Origin of the sequence: Streptomyces sp. NBC_00576 (assembly GCF_036345175.1) — a bacterium.
Lineage (GTDB): Bacteria > Actinomycetota > Actinomycetes > Streptomycetales > Streptomycetaceae > Streptomyces.
In genome coordinates this window covers 5,384,619-5,399,344 of sequence record NZ_CP107780.1, presented here as the reverse complement: position 1 = coordinate 5,399,344, position 14,726 = coordinate 5,384,619, and the positions used below count along the sequence as shown (strand labels likewise).

Genomic DNA, 14,726 nt, shown 5'->3' with positions numbered 1-14,726 from the left:
CAGGCGGGTCAGCTCCCGGTGACGACCAGCTCCTCCACCGAGTCGTGGCGGATCCGCTCTGCGGGAAAACCGGCGCTTCGCAAGGCCTCTACTCCGCTGCGGATCATCCCGGGAGGTCCCGACAGATAGGCGTCGTACTCGTACCAGGGCCCGTACTCCCGTACGGCGTCGGGGAGCTGGAGATGCGCATGTTGGTCGATGACCGCGCGCACCGCGAGCCAGGGGTGGCTCTGCTGGAGCCGCAGCATGGTGTCGATGTCGTAGAGATCGAGATCCGTACGGGCGCCGTAGAACACCTCGACCCGCCGCCGGTCACCGTGCTCGGCAACGTCCTCGACCAGGGCCTTGATGGGGGCTATGCCGGTGCCGCCGCCCAGACAGAGCAGGCCGCTGTTGGTGGTGTGATCGACGGTCATCGTGCCGGCAGGCGGGCCGAGCCGGACCACGTCACCGGGCTGCGCGCGGTGCACCAGCGCGTTGGAGACCCAGCCTGCGGGCACCGCCTTCACGTGGAACGCCAGCAGCCCGTCGGATCGGGGCGCCGAGGCGAAGGAGTAGTGCCGCCAGATGCGGGGCCACCACGGCGTCTCCAAGCTCGTGTACTGCCCAGCGAGGAACGGGTACGGCTGGTCGGGCCGGACGGTGATGACGGCGATGTCCGGGGTCCTGAGGTCATGCGAGACCACCTCCCCGTACCACCAGGCTGGAGCGCGCAGTTCGTCGACGGCCGCCGCGTCGATCATCACCTGCGACATCGTCGTGTACGCCCGTACCCAGGCCGCTTCGGTCTCCTGGTCCCAGATCGCGGCGGCGTACCGGCTCAGCGAGCCGATGAGGCATTCGCCGACGGCCGGATAGTGCTCGGGCCGGGTGCCGTACTTGCGGTGACCGCGGCCGAGGTTCTGCAGATACGCGACCAGGACCTCGGTGTTGTCAATGTGCTCGGCGGCGGTGAGGAGCGCCTTGAGCAACCGGTCCCGCTGGGTGTCCATCGCGGCCGGGAATAGCGAACGAAGTTCGGGGTGACGAACGAAGAGGAGCGCGTAGAAGTACGAGGTGGCCTTGTCGGCTACAGGACCGACCACCTCCATGGTCCGCCGGATGAGCACTGCGTCCGGGGAGGCCCCATGGAGCGGCTCGGAGGCCGGGGCGGGCCGCTGCACGGGAACGCGCGTGTCGGAGTGCGGCGCCGGGGGTGTGCGGGAAGCCTCGGAGGTGGTTGGCGCAGGGTTCGGCTCCGGAGCGACGTGGGACGCGGGGGGAGCGGACTCGAGTGCGTCGGCCGACGTGGCGAAAGCCGGGGGTACGGAAACCTGTGGCTCAGGGGCGAAGGCTGGGCGAATCGAGGGCCCGGTGACCGAACGCGCGGGAGCGAAGGGCGCGGGAAGCGGCGACGCGGGAGCGAGTGGCAGGGGAGGCAATGGCGCGGGAGTCGGAGGCGTCGACGGGAGCTCAGGGGTCGACGGCGCGGGTATTCGTGCCGGATCGGGCGGAGGCTCGGTCACAGTCGGACGGTCACTGTCGTCCGGCGAGGAACGCGTTGCACCGCCTGTAGCCGGCCTTCCCACGGGGCGCAGCGCGGCCAGCCGGCTGCCTTCCATTGCCTCCTGCTCGCCGCCTGGGGGCGCCTCCGGCTGCTTGCGCGGCTTGAACCAGCCGCTCCCGCCGCTGCCGCCAGAACTGCCGTTGTCGGCCGACGTGGTGGTCGGAGCGTCCATGGTCTGCCTCGCCTCGAACATCTTTCGGTCGGTCTGCACATTTCCTCGGTCGGAATGTGCCCGCGTCCCCCACTGACGGCTTACTTTTCCCCTTCGCCCCCCGTCCAATGCGACCGCATTCAACCCGGATCACCACTCCGTACGGACAAGTAAGGCCAGAGTGTGACATTGGCCGCACTGCTCTCATCGCAGCGTCCCACCGTGGACGAACACCTCCACCGTGTAACCGGAAATGCGAGTCTTCGATCTCTCCGTCCCGTTAGGCTGCATTGCCCTGACTCTTGCCGCGTGTGCGAGATACGCACCCCCGATGCGGACAAGAACCGGAGTCGACCATACCGGCCGTCGCCACGCACACAAGTCCGGCCCTTCCACGCCACGAAAGAGCAAAGGGCGAACCATCGGTTCCCTCAATTACCTGGCGCCGCACACCAATTCATAGGCATCCCACAAATCCTGCCCCGAGTAGGTGTGCGTAGCGAGGCCCGCCAGATGCTGGTCGGCGTTGACCGCGACAGAGACCGGTACGGCCCCGAAGAGTTCTGCGTCAGAGAGCGAATCGCCGTACGCGACACAGTCAGCCCGGGTCAGCCCGAACTGTCCGCAGAGCCGCTCCGCAATCTCCACCTTGGCCGTGGGCGTCAGGATTCCGGTGGGATCCAGTGGCTCCGTGAAGGGCACCGCGGGGAAGCGAGAGCCATACGCCGCATGAGCGCCCCACCCCCTCAGCCGTTCGACGAAGAACGAGGGCGACAGGGAGACTACGGCGCAGTACTCCCCTCGAGCCCTGATCTCAGCCCAGGTCTCCCTGATCCGCCGCAGCCAGGGCGCTTCCGCGAAGGCCGCGTCTACATGGGCAACGGTCAGCTCTGCCCAGAGGAGGTGCACCTGCCGGGCGTACTCCGCAGGCTCGACACGGCGCGTCACGAAGGCCCGTTCCAACTCGACTATTTCGCGGTCGAGCCCCAGTTGCCGGGATATCTCGACGGGGGCAGCAGAGCCATGCAGCAGCGTTCCGTCGAGGTCGAAGAGATGCAATCGCGTCATGTGTGCCGAGGCTAGGGCCTGTCGCCCGATGACCGATGCTCAGCGTTTCACGTGAAACATCTGTCCACACGCTGTACGGACCGGCACGACATGGCCAAAAGAGCGTGCGTTCGACCGCAAACAGGTGGACGCCGGGGGCGTCGGTCGGACAGCCTGACCTGCGTGCCGACTCCTTCTTCCCCTGTCGATCTGCCCATCCGTCGTCTGACGCATCGTGATCTCACCGCCTGCGCCGACTTGTCCGAGGACCGGGGTTGGCCCCGCGAGGAACACAAGTGGGGTCTCCTGCTCACTGCCGGGAAGGGCTACGGCATCGACGACCCCGGCGGCGGGCTCATCACCGCATGCATCGTCACCGAGTACGGACCGTACGGAAACCCCGAGTTGGCAGCCATCGGCATGGTGCTGGTCGCCGAGCGGCATGCCCGCCAGGGCGTCGGACGGCGGCTGATGCAGCACATCATCACCGCGATGGGCACCACGCCCCTGACACTGCACGCGACCCCGAACGGCCGCCCGCTCTACGAAGAACTTGGCTTCAAGGTCACCGGCAAGGCCGAGATGGTGCGCGGACGCTTCACACCACACGGGCCGGAGCCCAAGGTCGGCACCCGCGCGGCCACGGCCGAGGACCTCGTCGGCATCATCCGGCTCGACGAGGAGGTGTTCGGCACCGACCGCACACACATCCTCACCCGGCTGCCCGCCTTCGCCGACCAGTTGCGCGTCGCCGAGGAGAACGGCCGGATCATCGGCTACGCGGCGGCCTGGCCCAATATGGACACCCATGTCGTCGGTCCGCTGATTGCTCGTGACACGGAGACAGCGAAGGCACTCCTCGCATCACTCGCCGCCCACAGCGACCGTCCGCTGCGTACGGACATCGACGTGCGGCACGAGGAACTGCTGGCCTGGGTAAAGGAACGCGGGCTGGCGCCGCTGAGCTTCAACACCGTGATGACGTATGGGATTACCGAGCTGCCAGGTGACTGGACACGGCGGTTCGCGCCTCTGACCGTGGCCGCGGGCTGAAGGATTGCGGCGAGGGACATCCACATCGGCGTCCGGAGGGCGCACTGGCTGCCCTGACCGCCGACAGGAAGGCGAGCCGTAGAGGGCGTTGCCGAGGTTGACGGCAACCGATGTTCGTGTGCGGCACCGCTCGCCAGTAATTGCATGCGCTTGCTATGCGTGCCAGCCGACTATCGCGCCTGTGACCTATCCTGAAGTCAGCCGCTCCAGGACAGAGGAGACAGCCAATGCCGGCGATGGTCCCCACACGCACTGCCCTGTCCCAGAGCTGGTGCGCCCTTTCCTTGTTGCACGGGAGGATCGAGAGTCGCATCGAGCGCTCCCTGCAGAGCAAGCACGGGCTGAGCGTGCGGGAGTACTCGCTGCTGGATGTCCTCAGCCGACAGCACGACGGCCTGGGCGGCCATCTGCAGATGAAGGAGGTCGCCGACGCGGTCGTCCTCAGCCAGAGCGCCACGACACGGCTGGTCACCAGACTTGAGGACCGCGGGCTGCTCGCGCGCTATCTGTGCCCCACCGACCGCCGAGGGATCTACACAAACGTCTGCGAGGCAGGGCTCAAGCTGCTCGACGAGGCACGCCCCACCAATGACACCGCCCTCCGCGAGGCCCTCGACGAAGCGGCCAAGGACCCGGAACTGGCTCCGCTGGTCCGGGCCGTGGAGTCGGTGAACCTGCCCGCATAGGCTGCGATCATGGGAGATCTTGAGATACGCCCCGCGACAACAGAGGATGTTCCCGCGATCGTCGGCATGCTCGCTGACGACCCGCTGGGCGCGCAGCGCGAATCACCGGACGACTTGACCCCATACCTGGGCGCGCTGGATCGTCTGACCGCCGACCCGAATCAGCACTTGGTCGTCGCGGTCCGCGAGGGCCGCGTGGTCGGCACGCTCCAACTCACGATGGTTCCCGGGCTGTCCCGCAAGGGCGCGACCCGGTCGATCATCGAGGGCGTGCGTGTCCACGCCACCGAACGCGGCAGCGGCCTGGGCACTCAGCTCATCGAGTGGGCCATTGCCACGTCACGCCGGGAGAACTGCCAGTTGGTCCAGCTGACCTCGGACGCCTCCCGTACGGACGCCCACCGCTTCTATGAACGGCTCGGTTTCAGTCCTTCGCACGTCGGCTTCAAACTCCAGCTCTGAGCACTCGTAAATGCGTCATGTTTCACGTGAAACATGACGCATTGTCGCGGCCGGCACCTACCTGATCCCGCGCCACCCTTCCGGATCCACCCCGCCTGGCACAGACGCCCCCTCGTCGTACGGCTGACGCACGAAAACAAACGACCCTAGGTCCAGGTGGTCCACGGCTCCGTTCGGCCGCCGTACGGCCCGCAGAAGCTCTCCGGCGAAGTATCCGTCGAGGCCCGTCCAGGTGCCGTCACCGTTCGCCCTGAAGCGCGAGCGGCGGCCGACGCCGGCCAATGGCCCCAGCGAGACGCCGCCATCGACCGACAACCGCAGGGCGTAGGGGGCGGTCCCCCAGTACCACTGGCCCGCCAACTCCAGTACAGATCTATCGACTTCGGGCAACGGGCGCCACGGCTCGGGAATCCTAGGCTCGGCCCCTGCGACGATCTTTACCAGGTCGGCGGCGACCGCGGACACCAGCGGGCCAGAGGTGCAATTGGCCAGGACGACTGCCGCGAGGTCGTCCGCCACACCGATGGTGAGGCTCGCCAGGAAGCCGGGCAGCGACCCGCCGTGCCCCACCAGCAGTCGGCCGTCCCGGTACTGGATCTGCATACCGAGGCCGTACGCCGAGCCGGCGGCCACGTCCTCCAGTTCGGCCGGAGCAGCCGGCGTACGCATCTCCACGACGGACGCAGCGCTCAGCACCCGGTCGTCCCCCTGGGCGAGGAAGGCAGCGAAGCGCGCCAGGTCTCCTGCGGTGGACCAGAGTTGACCGGCCGGTGCCATCCGACCGAGGTCCTCGGTCGGCTCCGGCAGCAGCACATCGGCCCAGGGATGCACCGCCCAGCCACCCGCGTGCGGTGCCTGCGGCTGTCCGCTGGTCCGTTGCAGCCCCAGGGGTTCGAGCACCTCACGCCGCAGCACGTCCTCCCACGGAGCGCCACGCAACTCCTCGATCAGCGCACCGAGGATGCTGTAGCCAGGGTTCGAATAGTGGTGACGTCGACCAACGGGATGCAGCAACGGCCGCTCCCCGAGTACATCGGCCAGCTCCGGTCGGAGTGATCCAGGTGTCCGCTCCCACCAAGGCGCGGGCGACTCGGCCGCCAACCCACCGGTGTGCGCGAGCAGTTCGGCAATGGTGGCCTCCCCCGCACCGGTACCCGGCAGGTGTTTCTCCAGCGGATCGACGAGATCAAGTAGCCCCTCGTCGCGCAGCCGCATCACAAGTACAGCGGTGAAGGTCTTGGTGATCGAACCGATCCGGTACTGCACGTTCGCATCCGGCGCATGCCCGTCCACCGAGCTCCGCGCCCCTGTCCACACTGTCTCCCCGTTCCTCACCACCGCCGCGACCAACGACGGCGCCCGCCCTTCACTCTGGGCAACAGCGATCCGATGCAGCAACGCCCGCCGCGTGCCGGGAAGGAGTTCGTCCTGAGGTGTTGTCATGGGGCAAGTTCAGCGGGCGGGCGGCGCCGCGTCGAGCGGGTTTCCCCTCCGCCGTGGTCACCGCTCTACGTCTGGGCCATGTCCACGAACCGCGAATAGTGCCCCTGGAAGGCGACCGTGATCGTCGCTGTCGGGCCGTTTCGGTGCTTGCCGACGATGATGTCCGCCTCGCCCGCGCGCGGTGACTCCTTCTCGTATGCGTCCTCACGGTGCAGCAGGATCACCATGTCCGCGTCCTGCTCGATCGAGCCGGACTCTCGCAGGTCGGAGACCATGGGTTTCTTGTCCGTACGCTGCTCAGGGCCACGGTTCAGCTGCGACAGCGCGATCACCGGCAGTTCCAGCTCCTTGGCCAGGAGCTTCAGGTTTCGCGACATGTCGGAGACCTCCTGCTGGCGGCTCTCGGAACGCTTGCCGCCTGACTGCATCAGCTGGAGGTAGTCGATGACCACGAGCTTCAGGTCCGCGCGCTGCTTGAGTCGACGGCACTTGGCACGGATCTCCATCATCGACAGGTTCGGGGAGTCGTCGATGTACAGCGGTGCGGCTGAGACGTCCGGCATACGGCGGGCGAGCCGAGTCCAGTCCTCGTCGGTCATCGTGCCGGAGCGCATGTGGTGAAGGGCCACGCGTGCCTCGGCCGACAGCAGACGCATGGCGATCTCGTTACGGCCCATTTCGAGGGAGAAGATCACGCTGGGCATGTTGTGCTTGATGGAGCAGGCACGAGCAAAGTCCAGCGCCAGTGTCGACTTACCCATGGCGGGGCGCGCCGCGATGATGATCATCTGGCCAGGGTGCAGACCGTTGGTGAGCTGGTCGAGGTCGGTGAACCCGGTCGGCACACCGGTCATCTCCCCCGAACGTGATCCGATCGCCTCGATCTCGTCGAGCGCACCCTCCATGATGTCGCCGAGCGGTAGATAGTCCTCCGTGGTGCGCTGCTCGGTGACCGCGTAGATCTCCGCCTGGGCGCTGTTGACGATCTCGTCGACGTCGCCGTCGGCCGCGTATCCCATCTGGGTGATGCGGGTTCCGGCCTCGACCAGACGCCGCAGGACCGCCCGCTCGTGCACGATCTCCGCGTAGTACTCGGCGTTCGCCGCCGTCGGCACCGTCTGTACCAGCGCGTGCAGATAAGGCCCGCCGCCGACCTTGGTGATCTCGCCCCGTCTGGTGAGCTCGGCCGCCACCGTGATGGGGTCGGCCGGCTCACCCTTCGCATAGAGATCGAGGATCGCCTGGTAGATGATCTCGTGAGCGGGCCGGTAGAAGTCATGGCCCTTGAGTACCTCGACGACGTCGGCGATCGCGTCCTTGGAAAGGAGCATGCCGCCGAGGACGGACTGCTCGGCGTCGAGGTCCTGCGGCGGTACCCGCTCGAAAGACGTGCTCTCGCTTTCCCACGCACCGGTTTCGCGACCGCGGTCGTGCTGTTCGTCGCGACCCCGGCCCCCTTCGCGACGCTGCCGGGAGGGGGGCAGACGATCACTGGGACCGCTGTCGGCCCATGGATCGTCCAAGGGCTCGGAAATACTCACCGAGCCACCTCCTCCCGTCCGCGGAGCGGACCTCGCCGTGCCCCTCTTTTCTACGGCACGGCACTGACAAATAAGAGGCCCAACTCCGGTTCTGGCGCGTCGGCTTTGTGACGTTTCCGAGGCCGTAGAAAGGAGTGGGCGTCGGACCACCGTAGGCCTGTCTGCACCGTCAGCCAATCTGGTTATCCACAGGCCATGTGGACGACGACCCGGATGCTGTGGAGAACTCGGCAAAACCTGTGCACGACCCGGTGGACAGCCCTGTGAACAAGCTTTCGCGACTTCCCATGCACCACCGCTGACCAGCAGTTATCCCATCCACCGGCTGTGCAGAAGAAAAACTTTCCCCATCGGGCCAAGATCTCCAGCAGCGGCACACGGCAGCGCGCACCTCAAGTCGAGAAGTAATGGTCACTAGCGCATTGCATCTCTTACCTGTGGAAGATTAGATTGGTGGTCATGACACAGGCTCCCGCTGAACCCAGGACGACCCGGCGCCGACACGATCGAGAGATCGTCGCACTGGCTGTTCCTGCCTTCGGCGCACTCGTCGCCGAGCCCCTCTTCGTCATGGTCGACAGCGCGATCATCGGCCACCTGGGTACAGCTCAACTGGCCGGACTCGGCATCGCCTCCGTCCTGCTGACCACAGCCGTCAGCGTCTTCGTCTTCCTCGCGTACGCCACCACGGCCGCCGTCGCCCGACGCGTCGGCGCAGGCGATCTCCAAGCCGCCATCCGTCAGGGTGTGGACGGCATCTGGCTCGCCCTCCTGCTCGGCGCTGCAGTCATTGCCGTCGTCCTGCCCTCGGCACCCGCACTCGTGGACCTCTTGGGCGCCTCAGACACCGCGGCTCCATACGCGGCCACCTATCTGCGGATCTCGGCGCTCGGCATCCCGGCCATGCTCGTCGTCCTCGCCTCCACCGGCGTTCTGCGCGGCCTCCAGGACACCAGAACCCCTCTGTACGTCGCCATCGCGGGCTTCGTCGCCAACGCCGCCCTGAACGCGGGCCTCGTCTACGGCGCGGACCTCGGCATCGCGGGTTCCGCCTGGGGCACTGTCATCGCCCAGTGGGGCATGGCCGCGGCCTATCTCACGGTCGTCGTCCGCGGCGCGCGCCTGCACGGCGCCTCGCTACGCCCCGACATCGCGGGAGTACGGGCCTCCGCCCAGGCGGGTGCGCCGCTTCTTGTACGTACGCTCTCCCTGCGCGCGATCCTGGTGATCGCCACGGCCGTCGCCGCACAGCTCGGGGACGCGGAGGTCGCCGCACACCAGATCATCCTGTCCTTGTGGAGCCTGCTCGCCTTCGCCCTAGACGCGATCGCCATCGCAGGGCAGGCCATCATCGGGCGTTACCTCGGCGCGAGCGACATCCAAGGTGCCCGAGATGCCTGCCGCCGCATGGTCGAGTGGGGCATCGCCACCGGAATCGTGTTGGGCGTGCTGGTGATCGTCAGCCGTCCGCTGTTCCTGCCTCTGTTCACCAGCGACTCCACGGTCAAGGACACCGCATTGTCGGCACTGTTCGTGGTCGCGTTGTCCCAACCGATCTGCGGGATTGTCTTCGTCCTCGACGGCGTACTGATGGGCGCAGGTGACGGCCCGTATCTGGCCTGGGCAATGCTGATCACGCTGGCCGCCTTCGCACCGGTGGCCCTGCTGGTGCCAGCCCTCGGCGGCGGCCTCACCGCCCTCTGGGGAGCGATGACACTCATGATGATCGTCCGCATGCTGACGCTGTGGCTGCGAGCCCGTTCGGGCCGCTGGCTGGTCACGGGTGCCGTTCGCTGAATGCGCTGGGAGCCCCGAGGGTGCGCTCTACTCGCTCCGCCTCCCTCTGTTTCACGTGAAACATCGACCAGATACCTGCCGTTTCACGTGAAACATCGGCCCGCTCGGCTCCCACGAAACCAGGGCACCACGTCCGCGCTGCGTCCCTCGCCCCACGGACCAACTCACGCAGAAGGGCCGCACCCCGGAGGATGCGGCCCTGGAACTGCTTCAGCGAGCGCGGCGCTTAGGCAGCGACGACCTCGATGTTGACCTTGGCGGCAACCTCGGGGTGCAGACGCACGGACGTCTCGTGGGCGCCGAGCGTCTTGATCGGCGAGCCCAGCTCGATGCGGCGCTTGTCGACGTCGGGGCCACCGGAAGCCTTGATCGCCGTGGCGATGTCGGCCGGGGTGACGGAACCGAAGAGACGACCGGCGTCGCCGGAGCGGACGGCCAGACGGACCTTGACGCCTTCGAGGCGGGCCTTGATGTCGTTGGCCTGCTCGATGGTCTGGATCTCGTGGATCTTGCGAGCGCGACGAATCTGCTCGACGTCCTTCTCGCCACCCTTGGTCCAACGGATCGCGAAGTTCCGCGGGATCAGGTAGTTGCGAGCGTAGCCGTCCTTGACGTCGACGACGTCGCCCGCGGTACCGAGGCCGGAGACCTCGTGGGTAAGGATGATCTTCATTAGTCGGTCACCCTTCCCTTATCGCGCGGTGGACGTGTAGGGCAGCAGCGCCATCTCACGGCTGTTCTTGACAGCCGTGGCGACGTCACGCTGGTGCTGCGTGCAGTTGCCGGTCACGCGGCGGGCACGGATCTTGCCGCGGTCGGAAATGAACTTCCGCAGCATGTTCGTGTCCTTGTAGTCCACGTACTGGACCTTGTCCTTGCAGAAAGCGCAGACCTTCTTCTTAGGCTTGCGCACAGGCGGCTTCGCCATGGTGTTTCTCCTGTGTGATCAAGAAGTGTGGGTACGGCCCACCCTCGGCCCAAAGGCCTAGAAGGGGGGCTCGTCCGAGTAGCCGCCACCGGAGCCGCCGGCGCCGCCGGAGTTTCCACCCCAGCCGCCACCACCGCCACCGCTACCGCCGCCCTGGTTGCCACCGGCGGGAGCGCCGGTCGCCCAGGGGTCGTCGGCCGGAGCGCCGCCGCCCTGCGGAGCGCCGCCGGAGTTTCCACCCCAGCCGCCGCCCTGCTGGCCGCCACCGCCACCGCTACCGCCGCCGTAACCGCCCTGGCCACCGCGAGCGCCGCCGGCGGTCTTGGTGACCTTTGCCGTGGCACTGCGCAGGCTGGCGCCGACTTCCTCGACGTCCAGCTCATAGACCGTGCGCTTGACGCCCTCACGGTCCTCGTAGGACCGCTGCTTCAGCCGGCCCTGCACGATGACGCGCATGCCTCGCTGGAGCGACTCCGCGACGTTCTCCGCCGCCTGACGCCAGACCGAGCAGGTCAGGAACAGGCTTTCGCCGTCCTTCCACTCATTCGTCTGACGGTCGAAAGTGCGCGGGGTGGACGCGACACGGAACTTCGCGACCGCCGCACCGGAGGGGGTGAAGCGCAGCTCGGGGTCGTCGACAAGATTGCCGACGACCGTGATGACGGTCTCGCCTGCCATAGGGGAACCTCTCGGCGGGTTTGCTGCTGGCTGCTTTTGGTGCTGCTACTCGAAATCCCGAGATCAGCTGAGCGGGAAGCTCAGTGGGTCTCGGGGCGGAGGACCTTGGTCCGGAGGACCGACTCGTTCAGGTTCATCTGGCGGTCGAGCTCCTTGACGACCGCAGGCTCGGCCTGCAGGTCGATGACCGAGTAGATGCCCTCGGGCTTCTTCTTGATCTCGTACGAGAGACGACGACGGCCCCAGGTGTCGACCTTCTCGACCTTCCCGTTGCCCTCACGGACGACGGAGAGGAAGTTCTCGATCAGAGGGGCGACAGCGCGCTCCTCCAGCTCGGGGTCGAGGATGACCATCACTTCGTAGTGACGCATGTGGAACCCACCTCCTTTGGACTCAGCGGCCACGGTCGTTCCGTGGCAGGAGGGTTGTTATGCGTACGCAACGGTATCGGCGGCCACTGACAATCGGAGGTTCCCGAGGGGATTCCTTGCCATGGCCTGGGCAGACACCGGTGCAGACGGTACAGACTACCCGCACAGCGGCTTCGGGTTGTAATCAGGCCCCGTTGAGCGTCAATCTGTACACATCGGGTGTGTATGGCGCTACGATGCGCCGCCTTCCGCAGGAGGTGCCACATGGCACAGGCATTGCGACCCAACACCGCCGGTTCTCTCTTCGCCACCGACGGCAAGCCCCATCCGCTCCAGGACAGCCTGCTCGCTGTGACACTGGTGCTCGGAGTAACGGCCTTCGTCACGGCGATGTTCCACAGCCTGCATCTGCTCAGCTCCTGGACCGGCCTGGTGGGGATCCTCACAGGCGCGTACGGACAGTTCGTCTCGGAGACGACCCGCGAACGCTTCGGACTGATCCTGGGCCTCGGCGCCGCAGCGGTCGGCTTCTTCCTGGGCATGGCGCACGGCGGCCTCTTCGGCGGCGTGATCGGCTGACGCGGACCACCCCCTGGTGCCTCGGCCGACACAGGGCCGGGGCACAGGTGCCATACGGCCAGACGAGGCGCTCGCAGGGCGCAGTAGGCTTCGGCGCGAGAGCCGGAGCCCCTGTACCCATGGGGACACACCAGCCCGAGGAGCGCCCCGAATGAGCCTGACCCTGAGGACGATCAGCCGAGAGCAGCATCTGGCGTACATCCAGAGCCTGCCGTCGGCGAGCCACATGCAGGTTCCGGCCTGGGCAGATGTCAAGGCGGAGTGGCGCTCCGAGAACCTCGGGTGGTTCGACGACCGGACGGGCGACATGGTCGGCGCGGGCCTCGTGCTGTACCGCCAGTTGCCCAAGATCAAGCGGTATCTCGCATATCTGCCCGAGGGCCCGGTCATCAACTGGTTCGCGCCGAATCTCGACGACTGGATCCAGCCGATGCTGGCGCACCTCAAGCAGCAGGGCGCCTTCTCCGTGAAGATGGGCCCACCGGTGATCATCCGGCGCTGGGAGGCCACGTCCATCAAGGCAGGCATCCAGAGCCCGGACGTGAAGCGGCTGCGCGACATCGAGGCCGACTTCATCGAGCCGCGCGCCTTCGAGGTCGCCGACAAACTGCGTCGTATGGGCTGGCAGCAGGGCGAGGACGGCGGGGCCGGCTTCGGCGACGTACAGCCTCGCTACGTCTACCAGGTGCCGCTCGCCAACCGCTCGCTGGAAGAAGTCCTCAAGAACTTCAACCAGCTGTGGCGCCGCAACATCAAGAAGGCCGAGAAGGCCGGCGTCGAGGTCGTCCAGGGCGGCTACCACGACCTGGAGGAATGGCAGCGGCTGTACGAGATCACAGCGGTGCGCGACCACTTCCGGCCCCGCCCGCTGTCGTACTTCCAGCGCATGTGGACGGCCCTCAACACCGAGGACCCCAACCGCATGCGGCTCTACTTCGCCCGTCACAACGGGGTGAACCTTTCGGCCGCGACGATGCTGATCGTCGGCGGCCACGTCTGGTACTCCTACGGCGCCTCGGACAACATCGGGCGTGAGGTCCGCCCCTCGAACGCCATGCAGTGGCGGATGCTGCGCGACGCCTATGCGCTGGGCGCCACGGTCTACGACCTGCGCGGCATCTCCGACTCGCTGGACGAGACGGATCACCTCTTCGGCCTGATCCAGTTCAAGGTCGGCACGGGTGGGCAAGCTGCCGAGTACCTCGGTGAGTGGGACTTCCCGCTCAACAAGCTGCTCCACAAGGCACTCGACATCTACATGTCGCGCCGCTGATGTACCGGAATTTCCGTTCATACCCTTGATGCACCACAGCTACGAGAAAGGTTCCAGGTCCCGGCCATGGCGCTCACGCTCTACGTCGACACCGCGCGCTGGCGTGCGCACCACAAGCACGTGTCCGAGCAGTTCCCGGGGCTCGTCCCGGTCTGCAAGGGCAATGGCTACGGCTTCGGGCACGAGAGGTTGGCGGAAGAGGCCACTCGGCTGGGCTCGGACATTCTGGCCGTCGGCACGACGTACGAGGCCGCGCGGACCAAGGACTGGTTCGGTGGTGACCTGCTGGTGCTGACGCCCTTCAGACGGGGCGAGGAGCCTGTGCCGCTGCCCGATCGCGTCATCCGCTCGGTGTCATCGGTGGACGGGGTGCACGGTCTCGTCGGCGCCCGTGTCGTCATCGAGGTCATGTCCTCCATGAAGCGTCACGGTGTGACCGAGCAGGAACTGCCCCAGCTGCACGCCGCGATAGAGGACGTGCGGCTCGAAGGCTTCGCGATTCACCTGCCACTGGACCGTACCGACGGCTCGGACGCCGTGGAGGAGGTCATCGGCTGGATGGACCGGCTGCGCGCGGCCCGGCTGCCCCTGCACACCATGTTCGTCAGCCACCTCAAGGCCGAGGACCTCGCACGGCTGCAGCAGCAGTTCCCACAGACCCGCTTCCGCGCCCGTATCGGCACGCGGCTGTGGCTGGGGGACCACGAGGCCACGGAGTACCGCGGCGCGGTCCTGGACGTCACACACGTGGCCAAGGGCGACCGCTTCGGCTACCGGCAGCAGAAAGCGGCCTCGGACGGCTATCTGGTGGTCGTGGCGGGCGGTACGTCGCACGGGGTGGGCCTGGAGGCCCCCAAGGCCCTCCACGGCGTCATGCCGCGCGCCAAGGGCGTCGCCCGCGCCGGCCTCGCCACGGTCAACCGGAATCTCGCCCCGTTCGTCTGGGGCGGCAAGCAGCGCTGGTTCGCCGAGCCGCCGCACATGCAGGTCTCGATCCTCTTCGTGCCCTCGGACGCCCCGGAGCCGAAGGTCGGCGAGGAGTTGGTGGCCCATCTGCGGCACACCACCACGCAATTCGACCGGATCGTCGACCGCTGACCACGTAGCTGAGGTTGCGCGAAAGGCCGTACACGGGCTCCGTGTACGGCCTTTCGCATAACCCTTCACGCCG

Annotated in this window: 15 protein-coding genes; 7 read left to right on the top strand and 8 right to left on the bottom strand. The window is 67.0% G+C overall.

What is annotated here, in order from left to right; translation table 11 throughout:
- Window positions 1-8: 8 nt before the first annotated feature.
- Both OG734_RS23170 and OG734_RS23165 read right to left on the bottom strand, forming a co-directional pair.
- Window positions 9-1,718: a globin domain-containing protein gene (locus OG734_RS23170; RefSeq protein ID WP_330293760.1), complete on the bottom strand. Its 1,710-nt coding sequence runs from the start codon at window positions 1,716-1,718 to the stop codon at window positions 9-11.
- A 414-nt stretch (window positions 1,719-2,132) separates the two neighbouring features.
- Window positions 2,133-2,765: an HAD family hydrolase gene (locus OG734_RS23165; RefSeq protein ID WP_330289427.1), complete on the bottom strand. Its 633-nt coding sequence runs from the start codon at window positions 2,763-2,765 to the stop codon at window positions 2,133-2,135.
- A 162-nt stretch (window positions 2,766-2,927) separates the two neighbouring features.
- On the opposite strand from OG734_RS23165, the gene OG734_RS23160 reads away from it, so the two are divergent.
- The 3 genes from OG734_RS23160 (at window position 2,928) to OG734_RS23150 (ending at window position 4,945) form a co-directional block, all read left to right on the top strand.
- On the top strand, window positions 2,928-3,797 hold the full coding sequence (locus OG734_RS23160) for a GNAT family N-acetyltransferase (RefSeq protein WP_330289426.1): 870 nt from the start codon (window positions 2,928-2,930) through the stop codon (window positions 3,795-3,797).
- 227 nt (window positions 3,798-4,024) lie between these two features.
- Window positions 4,025-4,483 carry a MarR family winged helix-turn-helix transcriptional regulator gene (locus OG734_RS23155; RefSeq protein ID WP_330289425.1) on the top strand — a complete coding sequence of 153 codons (459 nt, stop codon included), beginning with the start codon at window positions 4,025-4,027 and terminating at the stop codon, window positions 4,481-4,483.
- A 9-nt stretch (window positions 4,484-4,492) separates the two neighbouring features.
- Window positions 4,493-4,945 (top strand): GNAT family N-acetyltransferase, encoded by a 453-nt coding sequence (locus OG734_RS23150; protein WP_330289424.1) that lies wholly within the window; start codon window positions 4,493-4,495, stop codon window positions 4,943-4,945.
- A gap of 57 nt (window positions 4,946-5,002) precedes the next feature.
- Here the strand turns inward: OG734_RS23150 and OG734_RS23145 are convergent, their stop codons facing one another.
- Both OG734_RS23145 and dnaB read right to left on the bottom strand, forming a co-directional pair.
- The gene (locus OG734_RS23145) at window positions 5,003-6,388 is read right to left on the bottom strand and encodes a serine hydrolase domain-containing protein (RefSeq protein WP_330289423.1); all 1,386 of its coding nucleotides are present in this window, start codon (window positions 6,386-6,388) and stop codon (window positions 5,003-5,005) included.
- 65 nt (window positions 6,389-6,453) lie between these two features.
- A complete protein-coding gene (dnaB, locus tag OG734_RS23140; protein WP_330289422.1) occupies window positions 6,454-7,929 on the bottom strand; it encodes a replicative DNA helicase in 1,476 nt (491 codons plus the stop codon).
- 450 nt (window positions 7,930-8,379) lie between these two features.
- Between dnaB and OG734_RS23135 the strand changes: the two genes are divergently transcribed.
- The gene (locus OG734_RS23135) at window positions 8,380-9,726 is read left to right on the top strand and encodes an MATE family efflux transporter (RefSeq protein ID WP_330289421.1); all 1,347 of its coding nucleotides are present in this window, start codon (window positions 8,380-8,382) and stop codon (window positions 9,724-9,726) included.
- A 226-nt stretch (window positions 9,727-9,952) separates the two neighbouring features.
- Here OG734_RS23135 and rplI read toward each other — a convergent pair whose 3' ends face one another.
- The 4 genes from rplI to rpsF all read right to left on the bottom strand — a co-directional run bounded on the left by rplI (window position 9,953) and on the right by rpsF (window position 11,703).
- Complete coding sequence (rplI, locus tag OG734_RS23130) at window positions 9,953-10,399, bottom strand: 50S ribosomal protein L9 (protein WP_330289420.1); 447 nt, start codon at window positions 10,397-10,399, stop codon at window positions 9,953-9,955.
- 18 nt (window positions 10,400-10,417) lie between these two features.
- The gene (gene rpsR, locus OG734_RS23125) at window positions 10,418-10,654 is read right to left on the bottom strand and encodes a 30S ribosomal protein S18 (protein ID WP_006381652.1); all 237 of its coding nucleotides are present in this window, start codon (window positions 10,652-10,654) and stop codon (window positions 10,418-10,420) included.
- A gap of 57 nt (window positions 10,655-10,711) precedes the next feature.
- Window positions 10,712-11,332, bottom strand: coding sequence for a single-stranded DNA-binding protein (locus OG734_RS23120; RefSeq protein WP_330289419.1), 621 nt, complete (start codon window positions 11,330-11,332; stop codon window positions 10,712-10,714).
- A gap of 80 nt (window positions 11,333-11,412) precedes the next feature.
- The gene (gene rpsF, locus OG734_RS23115; RefSeq protein WP_146481131.1) at window positions 11,413-11,703 is read right to left on the bottom strand and encodes a 30S ribosomal protein S6; all 291 of its coding nucleotides are present in this window, start codon (window positions 11,701-11,703) and stop codon (window positions 11,413-11,415) included.
- A gap of 264 nt (window positions 11,704-11,967) precedes the next feature.
- Between rpsF and OG734_RS23110 the strand changes: the two genes are divergently transcribed.
- The 3 genes from OG734_RS23110 (at window position 11,968) to OG734_RS23100 (ending at window position 14,653) form a co-directional block, all read left to right on the top strand.
- On the top strand, window positions 11,968-12,282 hold the full coding sequence (locus tag OG734_RS23110; RefSeq protein ID WP_105970260.1) for a hypothetical protein: 315 nt from the start codon (window positions 11,968-11,970) through the stop codon (window positions 12,280-12,282).
- A 151-nt stretch (window positions 12,283-12,433) separates the two neighbouring features.
- The gene (gene femX / locus OG734_RS23105; protein WP_330289418.1) at window positions 12,434-13,555 is read left to right on the top strand and encodes a peptidoglycan bridge formation glycyltransferase FemX; all 1,122 of its coding nucleotides are present in this window, start codon (window positions 12,434-12,436) and stop codon (window positions 13,553-13,555) included.
- A 66-nt stretch (window positions 13,556-13,621) separates the two neighbouring features.
- A complete protein-coding gene (locus OG734_RS23100; protein WP_319206202.1) occupies window positions 13,622-14,653 on the top strand; it encodes an alanine racemase in 1,032 nt (343 codons plus the stop codon).
- Window positions 14,654-14,726: the final 73 nt, after the last annotated feature.